Genomic DNA, 13116 nt, shown 5'->3' on the forward strand with positions numbered 1-13116 from the left:
GACGTGCCGCCCCCCGAATGGGCCCGCCACGCCGCCCGGTCCGGTTCCCCGGCACCACTCGCGGAGGTAGTCTTTTCGCCATGACTTCAATGAATGCGGAGATCCCGCAGACCTTTTCCAGCGGCTCCGGCACAATCAATGTTGATGCGCTCAAGTCCTCGATCGATGCTTCCTTCGACGAGACCATGACCCGTTTGAAAGCCCTGGTCGCTATCCCTGGGATCGCCTGGCCCAGCTTTGACCCGGCGGAGCTGGAGCGGAGTGCCGAGGCTGTTGCTGCGTTGGTCCGCGAGTCGGGCTTCCAGGACGTCCAGATCCTGCGCTGCGACAAGGCCGACGGGAATCCCGGTGGACCTGCCATAGTTGCGCGCCGCGTCGCCGCGCCGGGCAAAGCAACGATCCTGCTTTACGCGCACCACGACGTGCAGCCGCCGGGCGATGTGACCTTGTGGGACAGCGAGCCCTTCGTCGCAGAGGAACGCGATGGCCGCCTTTATGGCCGTGGCGCAGCCGACGACAAAGCGGGAATCATGGCCCACCTGGCGTCTTACGCCGCCGTAACCCAGGTGCTGGGAGACGATTTCGGCCTTGGGGTCACCTTGTTCTTCGAGGGCGAAGAAGAAGCGGGCTCGCCGACGTTCCGCACTTTCCTCGAAACCCACCGCGAGCTCCTCGAGGCGAACGTCATTGTTGTGGCGGATTCAAGCAACTGGAAAGTCGGTGTTCCCGCGCTGACAACGAGTCTCCGCGGCTTGGTGGACGGCACCTTCGAAGTGCGGGTGCTGGATCACGCCGTGCACTCCGGCATGTTCGGTGGTCCCGTACTGGATGCGCCGACCCTTCTGTCCCGACTCATCGCGACCCTGCACGACGACGAGGGCAACGTGGCCATCGAGGGCCTGGTTGCCAAGGATGACGTCGTAGAGGACGTGGACGAGGAACAGTACCGCGCTGACGCCTCAGTGCTCGACGGCGTACGGCTCGCAGGCAACGGGAGCATCGCTTCGAGGCTCTGGACCAAGCCCGCGTTGTCCATCATCGGCATCGACGCACCCGCCGTCGACGTCGCATCCAACACGCTGCTCCCCGCCGCGCGGGCAAAGTTCAGCCTGCGCCTGGCTCCCGGGCAGGATCCCGATGCCGCCATGGACGCAGTCGGCAGGCACCTGGAGGCGAACGCGCCCTTCGGTGCGAAGGTGACATTTGTGCCGGGGGAGCGGGGCAACGCCTTCTCCACCGATACAACGTCAGCTGCAGCCCGGATCGCGATGTGGGCACTCGGTGAAGCATGGGGCGTGCCCGCCGTTGAAATGGGGATCGGTGGATCCATACCGTTCATCGCGGATCTGACGGAAACCTATCCGGATGTCCAGATCCTGGTGACTGGTGTCGAGGACCCCGACTCACGGGCCCACAGCGCCAACGAATCGCTCCACATCGGCGATTTCCGCAACGCTGTGCTCGCTGAGGCGCTGATGCTCGCCCGGTTGAACACGGAAGGCCTCTGAGCCCGCGCCTGCATCGACCGGGAACAACGTAAGGGTCCGGCCGGTTACGTTAGGAGTTATAGCTATGCGTCGGCTCGACGTAGCATGTAGCTATAGCCCGCACGTATTTGGGTAAGGGCAGGCCGCGCGAAGGCGCAGCCGCCAAGAGCTTCATAAGAAGGTAGGCCAATGAGCACTGCAACCAACGAAAACAGCACCGGAGCGCAGCTCGCGGGCGGCGAGCTTCCTGAGCACGAGGTCAAGTTGACCGATGTCGCCGCAGGTAAAGTCCGGAGCCTTCTCGAACAAGAAGGCCGCACGGACTTGCGGCTCCGCGTCGCTGTTCAGCCGGGCGGCTGCTCGGGCCTGATCTACCAGCTCTACTTCGACGAGCGCCTGCTCGACGGCGATGCCGTCCGCGATTACGACGGCGTCGAAGTGGTTGTCGACAAGATGAGCGTGCCTTACTTGAGCGGTGCCAGCATCGACTTCGAGGACACGATCTCGAAGCAGGGCTTCACCATCGACAACCCCAACGCCGGCGGGTCTTGCGCCTGCGGCGATTCGTTCCACTAACCCGGGCATTCGCAGGCTGTTGGCCCAGTTCAGGAACGGGTTGAACCCGGTCCGACGCACTGGGCCAGCATGTCGGCGAAAACCGCTCGGTAGCGGTAAGCTCTACATCGGGTAGTAAAACTTTAGTGTGCCCGGTGGGCTTCCGGCCGGCCGGGCTGCAGCAACAAGAGGAAGGGCCGTCTGTGAGTTCGCAGAACCGAACCGGCAGCCGACGCATAAAGATCACCTCGATCACTGGCTTGGCACTAGCCGGCGCGTTGGTTTTGACCGGATGTTCACCAGAGGTAGAAAAAGGCTGGTTGCCCACGGAACGTGGAACCACCAGCAACACCGATCGGATCATGGACCTCTGGGTCAACTCATGGATCGCCGCCCTCGCCGTCGGCATTATTACTTGGGGCCTGCTGGTCTGGTGCATCATCGCCTACCGCCGCCGCAAGGGCACCACGGGTTTCCCGAAGCAGCTTAGCTACAACCTCCCTCTGGAGGTCTTTTATTTGACCATTCCGCTGTTCATGGTGCTGGTGTTCTTCTACTTCACCGACCAGGACCAGCGTGCAATCGATGACCGCTCCCAGGCGGCCGACGTCACGATTGACGTGCGCGGCAAGCAGTGGGCTTGGGACTTCAACTACGTGAAGGGCCCGGTCATCACCGAAGACCTTCACGAGGCCGGCGTCCAGGCGCACCTCACGGGCAACAACGTGGACAAGGACAAGCTCCCCACCTTGTACCTGCCGGTCAACAAGTCCGTTGACCTTGAATTGAACTCCCGCGACGTCATTCACTCTTTCTGGGTACCCGCCTTCCTTCAGAAGCGCGACATGATCCCGGGCAAGACCAACTACATCAGGTTGACCCCCACCAAGGAGGGCACCTATGACGGCAAGTGCGCCGAACTTTGCGGTGAATACCACTCAGAGATGCTGTTCCGCGTGAAGGTCGTTTCCGAGGCTGAGTTCCAGGCTCACATGGACCAGCTTCGCCAGAGCGGCAACACCGGTCTTCTCGATTCGAAGTACGACCGCAACCCGAACCTGAACGCAAAGAATTAAGGGAAGCGACGTGGCTACTTACACTCAATCCGCCGGAGTCCTTGACGCTCCGGTAGTACCGAAGTCCAAGGGACGCATCGTCGTCAACTGGATCACCTCCACTGACCACAAGACCATCGGGTACATGTACCTGATCGCGTCCTTTGTGTTCTTCTGCCTGGGTGGCGTCATGGCGCTGCTGATCCGTGCCGAGCTCTTCGAGCCCGGCATGCAGATCCTGCAGACCAAGGAACAGTACAACCAGCTCTTCACGATGCACGGCACCGTGATGCTGCTGATGTTTGCGACGCCGCTGTTCGCAGGCTTCGCAAACGTCATCATGCCGCTTCAGATCGGCGCCCCCGATGTCGCCTTCCCGCGACTGAACGCGCTGGCTTTCTGGTTCTTCCTGTTCGGATCCACCATCGCGGTGTCCGGCTTCATCACCCCGCAAGGTGCCGCCTCGTTCGGCTGGTTCGCCTACGCGCCTTTGTCGGACACGACGTTCACCCCGGGCGTGGGCGGAGACCTTTGGGTCTTCGGCCTGGCATTGTCCGGTTTCGGAACCATCCTGGGTGCCGTGAACTTCATTACCACCATCATCTGCATGCGCGCTCCCGGCATGACGATGTGGCGCATGCCGATCTTCACCTGGAACACCCTTGTGACGGCAATCCTGGTTCTCATGGCCTTCCCGCCGCTCGCCGCCGCGCTCTTCGCGCTCGGTGCCGACCGCCGCTTCGGCGCCCACATCTTCGACCCGGAGAACGGCGGAGCTGTCTTGTGGCAGCACCTGTTCTGGTTCTTCGGCCACCCGGAGGTTTACATCATTGCGCTGCCGTTCTTCGGCATCGTGTCCGAGATCTTCCCGGTGTTCAGCCGCAAACCGATCTTCGGTTACAAGGGCCTGGTCTACGCGACCATCGCCATTGCCGCCCTGTCGGTTACCGTTTGGGCCCACCACATGTACGTCACCGGATCGGTGCTGCTGCCGTTCTTCTCCTTCATGACGATGCTGATCGCGGTACCCACCGGCGTGAAGTTCTTCAACTGGATCGGAACACTGTGGCAAGGCTCGATCACCTTCGAGACCCCCATGCTCTGGAGCATCGGCTTCCTGGTCACCTTCCTCTTCGGTGGCCTGACCGGCATCATCCTGGCCTCCCCGCCGCTTGACTTCCACGTCTCGGACTCCTACTTCGTCGTAGCGCACTTCCACTACGTCGTCTTCGGAACCGTCGTGTTCGCCATGTTCGCAGGCTTCTACTTCTGGTGGCCCAAGTGGACCGGCAAGATGCTCAACGAACGCCTCGGCAAGATCCACTTCTGGCTCCTCTTCCTGGGCTTCCACGGCACGTTCCTGATCCAGCATTGGCTCGGCGTCGAGGGCATGCCCCGCCGCTACGCGGACTACATGCCGCAGGACGGCTTCACCTGGATGAACCAGTTCTCCACCATTTCGTCCTTCGTGCTTGGCGCCTCGCTCCTGCCGTTCTTCTGGAACGTCTACATCACGTGGCGCAGCAACAAGAAGGTAGAAGTTGACGATCCCTGGGGCTTCGGCGCTTCGCTCGAGTGGGCCACATCCTGCCCGCCGCCGCGGCACAACTTCACCTCGTTGCCCCGTATTCGTTCCGAACGTCCTGCTTTGGACCTCCACCACCCGGAACTCGCCCAGCACCACACTGCACAGAGCCCCGAGCCGGCAGCAAAGGTACTCGGCAACGCTGATCAGAAGGACGCCAAGTGAAAATCGAATCATGGATCTTCGGAGCCGGGACCTTCTTCTTCGTCCCTGTCGCGGTGGCCTACGGCTTCCTGACCCACTGGTCCGAGTGGGTCGGAACCCTCGGCATTCTCCTGGTCGGCGGCCTGGCAGGCATGATCGGCGGCTACCTCGGTTTCACAGGCAAGCGAGTGGGCATGCGCCCGGAAGACCGTCCGGACGCTGAGATCCACGAGGGCGCCGGCGAGCAGGGACACTTCAGCCCCTGGAGCTGGTGGCCGTTGGTCCTCGGCCTGGCCTGTGCCGGTGGCTTCCTTGGCCTCGCCGTAGGTTTCTGGATCACGTTTGTCGCCGCTGGCCTGGCCCTCGTGGCCTTGGTCGGTTGGGTCTTCGAATACAGCCGTGGAGACCACGCGCACTAGAAGCACTTGAACAACGACGGCGGGCCCCACCACTTGGTGGGGCCCGCCGTCGTTGTATCTGGATGTTGCATGCCGGTGCGTCGTAGCGCACTGGCCCGCTCACTGCCCTTCTACGGCCTCCAGGACGGCCGAAAGAGCGGCCAAGGCATCGTTGACCTCATTGAGCGTGCGGCCGGCTTGCAGCGCTTCTCGGGAGACGGACAGAACCACTTCGCACCCGTGGCCGAAATCCTCGGTCATGACCTCGAGCAAAGACCGGGCATCCACCGCTTGCTGCCCGGGCTTACGGATCGTCACCGGAAGGCCCGTGGCCGTCACAGTCCGTACGAACACGGCGGCGGCCCGTGCATGGAGGCCGATCTCTGCGGCGACGATGGCTTTGTGCTCGGGCAAACCGGCTCCTTTGACTCGGACGGCCAGATGCCGACTGCGATTTTGATCCCTACAAGCGTAGCGCCGCCACACGGCGCCCGCGTTTACAGTGCCGAGCTGGTCTAGACCTGCCGGTGGATTGGCCTACGCTTATTTCATGACAGATTTCGTGGCCGGGGGCCGCTGTGCCCGCTGAGGCATCCCGCATCGCGGGGGAGATCGACCGCAAGAGCGGCACTCCCATCTACGTTCAGTTGCGCGAGATCCTGCGCAGCTATATCTCCGCGTCGTGCAAACCCGGTGCGGCGTTGCCTTCGGAGCGGGACCTTTCCGAAAGATTCGGACTTGCCCGCATGACGGTGCGGCAGGCCATCGACGCCCTGGTCGGCGAAGAAGTCATTGAACGCGTGGTTGGATTGGGAACCTTCGTCCGCAAACCGAAGCTGGACCTCCAGGTGAAGCTCACGTCCTACAGCGAGGAAATGCAACGCCGCGGCATGGTTCCGGCAGCGAAGGTCCTGAGCTTTGAACAGATCGCAGCCAGCGCCTTCCTGGCGAGGGAACTCCAGCTGGAGGAAGGCACGCCGTTGGTCCGCTTCCGCCGGCTCCTCCTCGCGGACAACGAACCCATGAGCGTGGATGAGAACTTCATCCCGGCCCATCGCGTGCCAGGCCTCCTGGACGATGCGCCCCCCACTTCGCTATACAACGTGCTGAGTGAGAAATACGGGTTGGTGATGGAGTGGGGAGAGGACATGATCGAAGCGACGGCAGCTTCCCCATCAACGGCGCGGCTGTTGAACGTAGACGTCGGTACTCCGTTGCTCAAGATTCAGCGCCACGCATTCGTTGCCCGTGCCATGGTGGACTACTCTGTGTCCTACTACCGTGCCGACCGGTACAAGTTGTGGGTCCCGTTGCAGCGGCCGGGCGTCCGGTCCACCCGAAGCCAATCCACGGGGTACCGTACCCACTAGCTCAAAGCCCGGGAACCGGCCGCTTGAGCCCGCAAACGAAAGAAGGCCCCGTCCACATGGACGGGGCCTTCTTTGTGCTATCTGCGGGAGCTAGTGGCTAAGGCTCTTGTGCTCTTCGGCGGACTCGATGGCCTCATGGTGGCCGTGTCCGTGAGCGGCTTCAAGCTCGGCCGGGGTTGCCGGGGCAACACGGTCTTCGAAGAACCACTTGGACAACGCCGCGCGGCGCTTCTCCTTCGGGGTGACCACGCCGTGCTCGTTCGGTTCGGCCGGCAACGGGGAAGGCGACTCGAAGCCCACAAGCTTGTAATGCTTGTAGTCGTCCAGCGGTGCGTGTACCTCGATGAACTCACCATGCGGCAGGCGCACGATGCGGCCCGTTTCCCGGCCGTGCAGGGCAATCTCGCGGTCCTTGCGCTGCAGCGCAAGCGCCACACGCTTCGTGACCATGAACGCAATGATCGGGCCGATGAAGAACAGCGTGCGCAGCCAGTACGTGACGTCGTTCAGGGCAACGTGGAAATGCGTTGCGATGAGGTCCGAGCCGGCAGCGGCCCACATGACGCAGTACCAGGTGAAGCCTGCGACGCCAATGGCAGTGCGGGTAGGAGCGTTACGCGGACGGTCCAGAACGTGGTGCTCGCGGTTGTCCTTGGTGATCCAGCGTTCGATCCACGGGTACATGAACAGCACCGTGAAAATGATGCCGGCAGGAACCAACGCGGGCAGCAGCACATTCAGCGTCAACACGTGGCCGAAGATGATGTATTCGAAGTGGAAGTCGTTGACCACACCAGGCATGAGTCGCAGGGCACCATCGACGAAGCCGATGTACCAGTCAGGCTGGGTACCTGCAGACACGGGGGAGGGGTCGTACGGCCCGTAGTTCCAGATCGGGTTGATGGTGAACATCGCAGCCATGAGCGCGACGACACCGAACACGATGAAGAAGAAGCCGCCGGCCTTGGCAGCGTAAACCGGTCCGAGAGGGTAACCAACGACGTTGCCGTCGTTGCGGCCCGGGCCGGGGTACTGGGTGTGCTTGTGCACAACCACCATGAACAGGTGGATGACGATCATCAGCAGGATCATGGCTGGCACGAGGAGGATGTGCAGCACGTACAGGCGGCCGATGATGGCCGTACCCGGGAACTCGCCTCCGAAGAGGAAGAACGAGATGTACGTTCCGATTACCGGGATGGACTTGATGACACCGTCGATGATTCGCAGGCCGTTACCGGAGAGCAGGTCATCGGGAAGAGAGTATCCGGTGAAGCCTTCAGCCATGGCCAGGATGAGCAGGACGCCGCCCACTACCCAGTTCATTTCACGCGGCTTGCGGAAAGCGCCCGTGAAGAAAACGCGCAGCATGTGTACACCAAGCGATGCCACGAACAGCAAAGCCGCCCAGTGGTGGACCTGGCGGAAGAACAAGCCACCGCGAATGTCGAAGGAAATGTTCAGCGACGAGTTGTACGCGACGGACATTTCGACATTCGTCAGAGGGGTGTACGAACCCGAGTAATGGGTCTCTGCCATGGACGGGTCGAAGAAGAAGGTCAGGAAGGTACCCGACATCAGGAGAATGACGAAGGAATACAGCGCCACCTCACCGAACATGAAGGACCAGTGGTCGGGGAAGACCTTCCGGCCGAATTCACGCAGGATTCCGGATCCGCCGACGCGCTCGTCAACGAAGTCCGTGATCCGGCCAACCTTGGTTTTGGGTACGAAGGGGACTTCAGCTGTTGATGAGGCGCTCATGCTCGTCACGCTCCCAGTAACTCGGTCCTACAGGTTCTTTGAAATCGCTCGTGGCTACGAGGTAGCCTTCAGCGTCAACCGCGATGGGCAGCTGGGGGAGCGGACGGCTGGCGGGGCCGAAGATAACCTTGCATTCCTTGGTGAGGTCGAAGGTTGACTGGTGGCACGGGCACAGCAGGTGGTGCGTTTGCTGCTCATAAAGGGCAACGGGGCAACCAACGTGGGTGCAGATCTTGGAGTAGGCAACGATTCCGTTGTAGCTCCAGGTTTCGCGTCCCTTGGAGATCGTCAAGTCGTCCGGGTTGAGGCGCATGAGCAAAACGACGGCCTTGGCCTTCGCGTTGAGCTTGCCCTCCTGGAGTTCGTTGAGGCCCTCCGGGATCACGTGGAATGCGGAACCGATGGTCACGTCCGATGCCTTGATCGGAGTTCCGTCGGGGTCGCGGGTGAGGCGCTTGAGCTTGCCGTCCTGGGGAGCCCACATGGTGTGCGCGAGCGTGTTGTCCGGGCGGGGACCCAGGTCACCGAACACTGCCAAGGCAGGGAGGGGCGCCAGTGCCACGGCACCCAGAAGGGTGTTGCGGATCAGCGGGCGACGCTTGATGCCGGTTTCCTCGACGATGTCCTCGACGATTCGCACGGCTGCCTGCCGGTCATCCTCGGTGCGGATGGCGTGGCGCTCTTCCGAAACCTCGTGGTCCGGCATGAGGGCCTTGGCCCAGTGCACGATGCCGGTGCCGATGCCCAGCATCGCAAATGCGGTGCCAAGGCCGAGCAACAGGTTTTGGGTGCGGATTGTTGCGATCGTGGAGTCTTGCCCAAGATCAATAGCAAAGTACGACACCAGGAAGATCACCGTGCCGATGACGGAGATGCCAAACAGTATGGCCACCTGTCGCTCGGCTCGCTTAGCGGCTCTCGGGTCCGTGTCAGCCAGGCGCAAACGGTGCGGAGGAAGCCCAGGATCCTGGAACTTCTCCACAACATTCTGACCAGCCGTAGCTACGGTGCCCGAGTGGTTCGGACTGCCGTCACTATGGTTGCCCATAATTCGCCTCATCCTTCTCTCGTTGTCCCGGCCGTAACCGGGTTAATGTTCAATTCAAAACTGCTGTGGGGACAGCAGAAGTTCTTTAGTGCGCTGGCCTAGGACGTACGCGACGTCAGCCAGATGGTGAAGGCGATGATGACGCCGAGGCCTGCAACCCAGACGAAGAGGCCTTCGGATACCGGACCCAATCCTCCGAGATCGTTTCCACCAGGCGAGCCGTTGGTTTCGATCTTCTTCAGGAAGGTGATGATGTCGCGCTTGCCTTCAGGAGAGATGTTCGCGTCGTTGAAGACGGGCATGTTCTGCGGACCAGTGGCCATGGCTTCATAGATGTGCTGGCCGGAGACGCCAGCCAGTGCCGGAGCGAACTTTCCACGGGTCAAAGCACCGCCGGCGGCTGCGGCGTTGTGGCACATCGCGCAGTTCACGCGGAAGAGTTCGCCACCCTTGGCGGCATCTCCCTTTTCGTCGAGCAGCGATGCGTCGGGAATTGACGGGCCAGCGCCGAGCGAAGCGACGTAGGCCGCAAGCTGCTGGGTCTGCTGGTCGTTGAACTGCCGCGGCTTTTCCTGGGCCTGGGGTCCGTTCATCTGCATGGGCATACGGCCGGTGCCAACCTGGAAGTCAACCGCAGCAGCACCCACGCCGACCAGCGAGGGGCCGTCCTTGGTTCCGCTGGCGCCCATGCCGTGGCAGGTGGCGCAGTTGGCGGCGAAAAGCTTGCCGCCCTCCTGGGCGTCGCTTGCGCTGAAGGTAGTGGTATCTGCCTTCGCCTGGTTGACCGTTGTGGCAACGGCGTAGAGCCCACCAGTGACGAGGAGTCCCATCAGCAGCAGCGCAATGGCTGCCAGTGGATGACGTCGCTTCTGCGAGAGTGCCTTCACGTGGTGGTTCCTTTATTCGATCCTGCGTCGGCTCCAAGAGCCGCTTCTTTAAAATTCATCCTCTTGTGGAACAAGAGTGGGTGCCGGGCTACTTCAGTACGTAGATGACCAGGAAGAGGCCGATCCACACAACATCCACGAAGTGCCAATAGTACGAGGTGACGATTGCCGAGGTCGCTTCGAAGTGCCCGAACTTCTTGGCGGCGTAGGCACGGCCAATAATGAACAGGAAGGCGATGAGGCCGCCGATGACGTGGAGGCCGTGGAAGCCGGTTGTGATGTAGAACGAGGAACCATAGGCATTGGCCGAGAGCGTCACATGCTCGGACACAAGCATCGCGTATTCGGTGGTCTGCCCGGCAACGAAGAAGGAGCCCATGATGAACGTCAGGATGAACCATTCGTTCATGCCCCAGCGGGTGAACTGCAGCACACCACCTCGACGGCGCGGCTCAAGTCGCTCGGCGGCGAAGACACCCATCTGGCAAGTGAAGGAACTCGACACAAGGACGATGGTGTTTACAAGCGCAAACGGGAAGTTGAGCTTGCCGGTTTCTTCCGCCCACAAGGCGCCCGACGTGGAGCGCAGCGTGAAGTACATGGCGAAGAGACCGGCGAAGAACATCAACTCACTGGAAAGCCACACAACGGTTCCAACGGAAACCAAATTGGGGCGATTCAGCGTCGGGTGCGCCGGGGTACTGGGGGCATGGGTCGCAGATGTCACAAGGACATTATGTCTGTAAAAGTCCGGACTTCCCAATGCGAACCGCCATTTGGGGAGACTTTTTCTACAAACACGCGAATTCGCGCGGAAAAGTTCCCGGCGTCCTTAGCATTGGTCACGGAGCAGGGTGGATCGCTAGCATCAAGTGGTGACTTCACAGGCATCTGCAGAGCAGGCAAGCAACTCGTGGCCCGGACTCATCTCCGCATTGATCAACGGGCATGACCTCTCGGTCGGGAACACGGCATGGGCCATGAACACGATCATGTCGGGAGAAGCCGCCCCTTCCCAGATTGCCGGTTTCCTGGTGGCCCTGCGCGCCAAGGGGGAAACGGTGGAAGAGGTCACAGGACTGGTGGAGGCAATGCTCTCCAACGCCAAGCCCGTGAGCATTCCGGGTGAAAAGCTCGACATCGTAGGCACCGGCGGCGATCGACTCAACACGGTCAACATCTCGACCATGGCTGCCCTCGTGGCGGCCGGCGCGGGAGCGCGTGTCGTAAAGCACGGGAACCGGGCGGCATCGTCGTCGTCGGGCTCTGCCGATGTCCTGGAAGCCTTGGGCGTGAGGCTCGACTTGCCGATCGAACGCGTAGCCCGCAACGCCGAAGAGGCGGGAATCACCTTCTGTTTCGCCCAGGTGTTCCACCCGTCGTTCCGCCATACCGGTGTGGTGCGGGCGGAGCTTGGCATTCCCACGGCCTTCAACTTCCTGGGACCCATGACCAACCCGGCCCATGTCCAGGCTTCAGCCGTGGGTGTTGCCAACGCCACCATGGCTCCCTTGATCGCAGGGGTCCTTGCACGGCGGGGGAGCCGCGGATTGGTATTCCGCGGGGAAGACGGACTAGATGAACTCACCACTACGGGTCCATCCACGGTATGGGAAATCAGGAACGGGCAAGTGAGCGAGCAGCGGTTCTCGCCCGCGGATCTGGGGATCGCTGCGGCGACCGTCGCCGATCTTCGAGGCGGCGACGCCAAGGCGAATGCCGCCGTCGTACGCGAAGTGCTTGACGGGAAGCCGGGCCCGGTCCGGGACGCGGTGTTGCTCAACGCCGCCGCAGGCCTGGTGGCCTTTGACACTGCAGCCGACGGACCGTTCCTGGACCGCATGAAGTCGGCCTTGCTGCGGGCTGCGGAATCCATCGATTCCGGAGCAGCCATCCGGGTCCTCGACACGTGGGTGGGACTCACCCAAAGGTAGGCAAGGCGCCCGGCTTCAGGCGGTTACTGCTCGAAGCCCAGTGAAAACGCCGCGTCCAGATCATGCTGCGAGTAGGCCCTGAAGGCGATATGGGTGGTGGTGTGCACCACCGCGGGAACCTTGGAGAGCTTGTCGGCGATGACGTCCGCCAACTCCTCATGCTTCGCCACGCGCGCCACGGCAATAAGGTCCCATTCCCCTGTGACGGAGTAGACCTCGCTGATTCCTTGGATGGCGGAGATCTCCTCGGCCGTCTCCGGGATGCGTGAAGCGTCGGTCTTGATCAGGACAAAAGCGGTGATCACTGGGGGCGGCCTTTCCGAAGTGCAGCAGTGGACGTAGCAAGCCTAGTCCATCGGCCGGTGCCTAGGACCGGCGGCTCCGTCGACGGGCACGCACCACGAGGGCGATCACGGCGCGGTAGCCGAGGAGCAGAATCGCCAAGCTGATCAAGGCGACAATGATGAACGCGAGCACCACGGTCTGTCCGGTAGCCGCACGCAAAAGCATGCCCCCGGCCACGGTTCCAATCCATACGCCAACGCCGGCCGGCCAGATCTGCAGGGGTGCCCGCCAGGCCCGCACGGCAAGCCATCCGATCGCGGCACCGGCAAGAAACGGCCATGCCGTGGAAAAGACCCCGGTCACCACATCGGCGCGCTGGTGTGCGTCGCGGCCGATGGCCGCGAAAACAAGAACGAGAATGGCGTCGGCCAGGCCGGCGATGAGGGCGGTGCGGGGCAGGGCGGATTTTGCAGCAGGCATGGAAACGACACTATCCCGCACTGATGCCCGAACTCGAACCGAAAGTCCTGCGCATGCCACTAGGCTCTTAAACCGGCACCTCTTGAACCCGCACCCTTGAACCAGCACCTCTTGAACCAGGATC

At 61.9% G+C, this 13116-nt stretch carries 14 protein-coding genes; 7 read left to right on the forward strand and 7 right to left on the reverse strand.

All coding sequences use genetic code 11. From position 1 onward, the window contains the following. Nucleotides 1-80 precede the first annotated feature (80 nt). The 5 genes from QRN51_RS05825 to QRN51_RS05845 all read left to right on the forward strand — a co-directional run bounded on the left by QRN51_RS05825 (nucleotide 81) and on the right by QRN51_RS05845 (nucleotide 5245). Nucleotides 81-1508 (forward strand): dipeptidase, encoded by a 1428-nt coding sequence (locus QRN51_RS05825; protein WP_284989023.1) that lies wholly within the window; start codon nucleotides 81-83, stop codon nucleotides 1506-1508. A gap of 168 nt (nucleotides 1509-1676) precedes the next feature. Next, nucleotides 1677-2063, forward strand: a complete 387-nt coding sequence (locus QRN51_RS05830; RefSeq protein WP_059390004.1) for a HesB/IscA family protein — start codon at nucleotides 1677-1679, stop codon at nucleotides 2061-2063. A gap of 182 nt (nucleotides 2064-2245) precedes the next feature. Continuing rightward, the gene (gene ctaC / locus QRN51_RS05835) at nucleotides 2246-3118 is read left to right on the forward strand and encodes an aa3-type cytochrome oxidase subunit II (RefSeq protein WP_059390003.1); all 873 of its coding nucleotides are present in this window, start codon (nucleotides 2246-2248) and stop codon (nucleotides 3116-3118) included. A gap of 10 nt (nucleotides 3119-3128) precedes the next feature. Beyond that, nucleotides 3129-4847 carry an aa3-type cytochrome oxidase subunit I gene (ctaD, locus tag QRN51_RS05840; protein ID WP_059390002.1) on the forward strand — a complete coding sequence of 573 codons (1719 nt, stop codon included), beginning with the start codon at nucleotides 3129-3131 and terminating at the stop codon, nucleotides 4845-4847. After that, nucleotides 4844-5245, forward strand: a complete 402-nt coding sequence (locus tag QRN51_RS05845; protein ID WP_284989024.1) for a cytochrome c oxidase subunit 4 — start codon at nucleotides 4844-4846, stop codon at nucleotides 5243-5245. Before ctaD ends, QRN51_RS05845 begins: the two co-directional genes overlap by 4 nt. A 99-nt stretch (nucleotides 5246-5344) precedes the next feature. Here QRN51_RS05845 and QRN51_RS05850 read toward each other — a convergent pair whose 3' ends face one another. Then, the gene (locus QRN51_RS05850; RefSeq protein ID WP_284989025.1) at nucleotides 5345-5638 is read right to left on the reverse strand and encodes an HPr family phosphocarrier protein; all 294 of its coding nucleotides are present in this window, start codon (nucleotides 5636-5638) and stop codon (nucleotides 5345-5347) included. Between the two features lie 164 nt (nucleotides 5639-5802). Here QRN51_RS05850 and QRN51_RS05855 point away from each other — a divergent pair, with 164 nt between their 5' ends. Next, nucleotides 5803-6594, forward strand: a complete 792-nt coding sequence (locus tag QRN51_RS05855; RefSeq protein WP_059390001.1) for a GntR family transcriptional regulator — start codon at nucleotides 5803-5805, stop codon at nucleotides 6592-6594. 90 nt (nucleotides 6595-6684) lie between these two features. Here the strand turns inward: QRN51_RS05855 and qcrB are convergent, their stop codons facing one another. The 4 genes from qcrB to ctaE form a co-directional block, all read right to left on the reverse strand. Then, entirely contained in the window at nucleotides 6685-8358 is a 1674-nt protein-coding gene (qcrB, locus tag QRN51_RS05860) for a cytochrome bc1 complex cytochrome b subunit (protein ID WP_059390000.1), read from the reverse strand. Beyond that, complete coding sequence (gene qcrA, locus QRN51_RS05865) at nucleotides 8336-9406, reverse strand: cytochrome bc1 complex Rieske iron-sulfur subunit (protein WP_284989026.1); 1071 nt, start codon at nucleotides 9404-9406, stop codon at nucleotides 8336-8338. The genes qcrB and qcrA overlap by 23 nt, the downstream gene beginning before the upstream one ends. 98 nt (nucleotides 9407-9504) lie before the next feature. Next, complete coding sequence (qcrC, locus tag QRN51_RS05870; protein ID WP_059389999.1) at nucleotides 9505-10293, reverse strand: cytochrome bc1 complex diheme cytochrome c subunit; 789 nt, start codon at nucleotides 10291-10293, stop codon at nucleotides 9505-9507. A gap of 88 nt (nucleotides 10294-10381) precedes the next feature. Further along, the gene (gene ctaE / locus QRN51_RS05875; RefSeq protein ID WP_084784675.1) at nucleotides 10382-11020 is read right to left on the reverse strand and encodes an aa3-type cytochrome oxidase subunit III; all 639 of its coding nucleotides are present in this window, start codon (nucleotides 11018-11020) and stop codon (nucleotides 10382-10384) included. A gap of 148 nt (nucleotides 11021-11168) precedes the next feature. Here ctaE and trpD point away from each other — a divergent pair, with 148 nt between their 5' ends. Next, nucleotides 11169-12227 (forward strand): anthranilate phosphoribosyltransferase, encoded by a 1059-nt coding sequence (gene trpD, locus QRN51_RS05880; protein ID WP_284989027.1) that lies wholly within the window; start codon nucleotides 11169-11171, stop codon nucleotides 12225-12227. A gap of 23 nt (nucleotides 12228-12250) precedes the next feature. On the opposite strand, the gene QRN51_RS05885 is transcribed toward trpD, so the two are convergent. After that, on the reverse strand, nucleotides 12251-12532 hold the full coding sequence (locus QRN51_RS05885) for an Lrp/AsnC family transcriptional regulator (protein ID WP_078108932.1): 282 nt from the start codon (nucleotides 12530-12532) through the stop codon (nucleotides 12251-12253). A 61-nt stretch (nucleotides 12533-12593) separates the two neighbouring features. After that, nucleotides 12594-12992: a DUF3054 domain-containing protein gene (locus QRN51_RS05890; RefSeq protein WP_284989028.1), complete on the reverse strand. Its 399-nt coding sequence runs from the start codon at nucleotides 12990-12992 to the stop codon at nucleotides 12594-12596. Nucleotides 12993-13116: the final 124 nt, after the last annotated feature.

It is taken from the genome of Arthrobacter sp. efr-133-TYG-120, assembly GCF_030209785.1.
GTDB lineage: Bacteria > Actinomycetota > Actinomycetes > Actinomycetales > Micrococcaceae > Arthrobacter.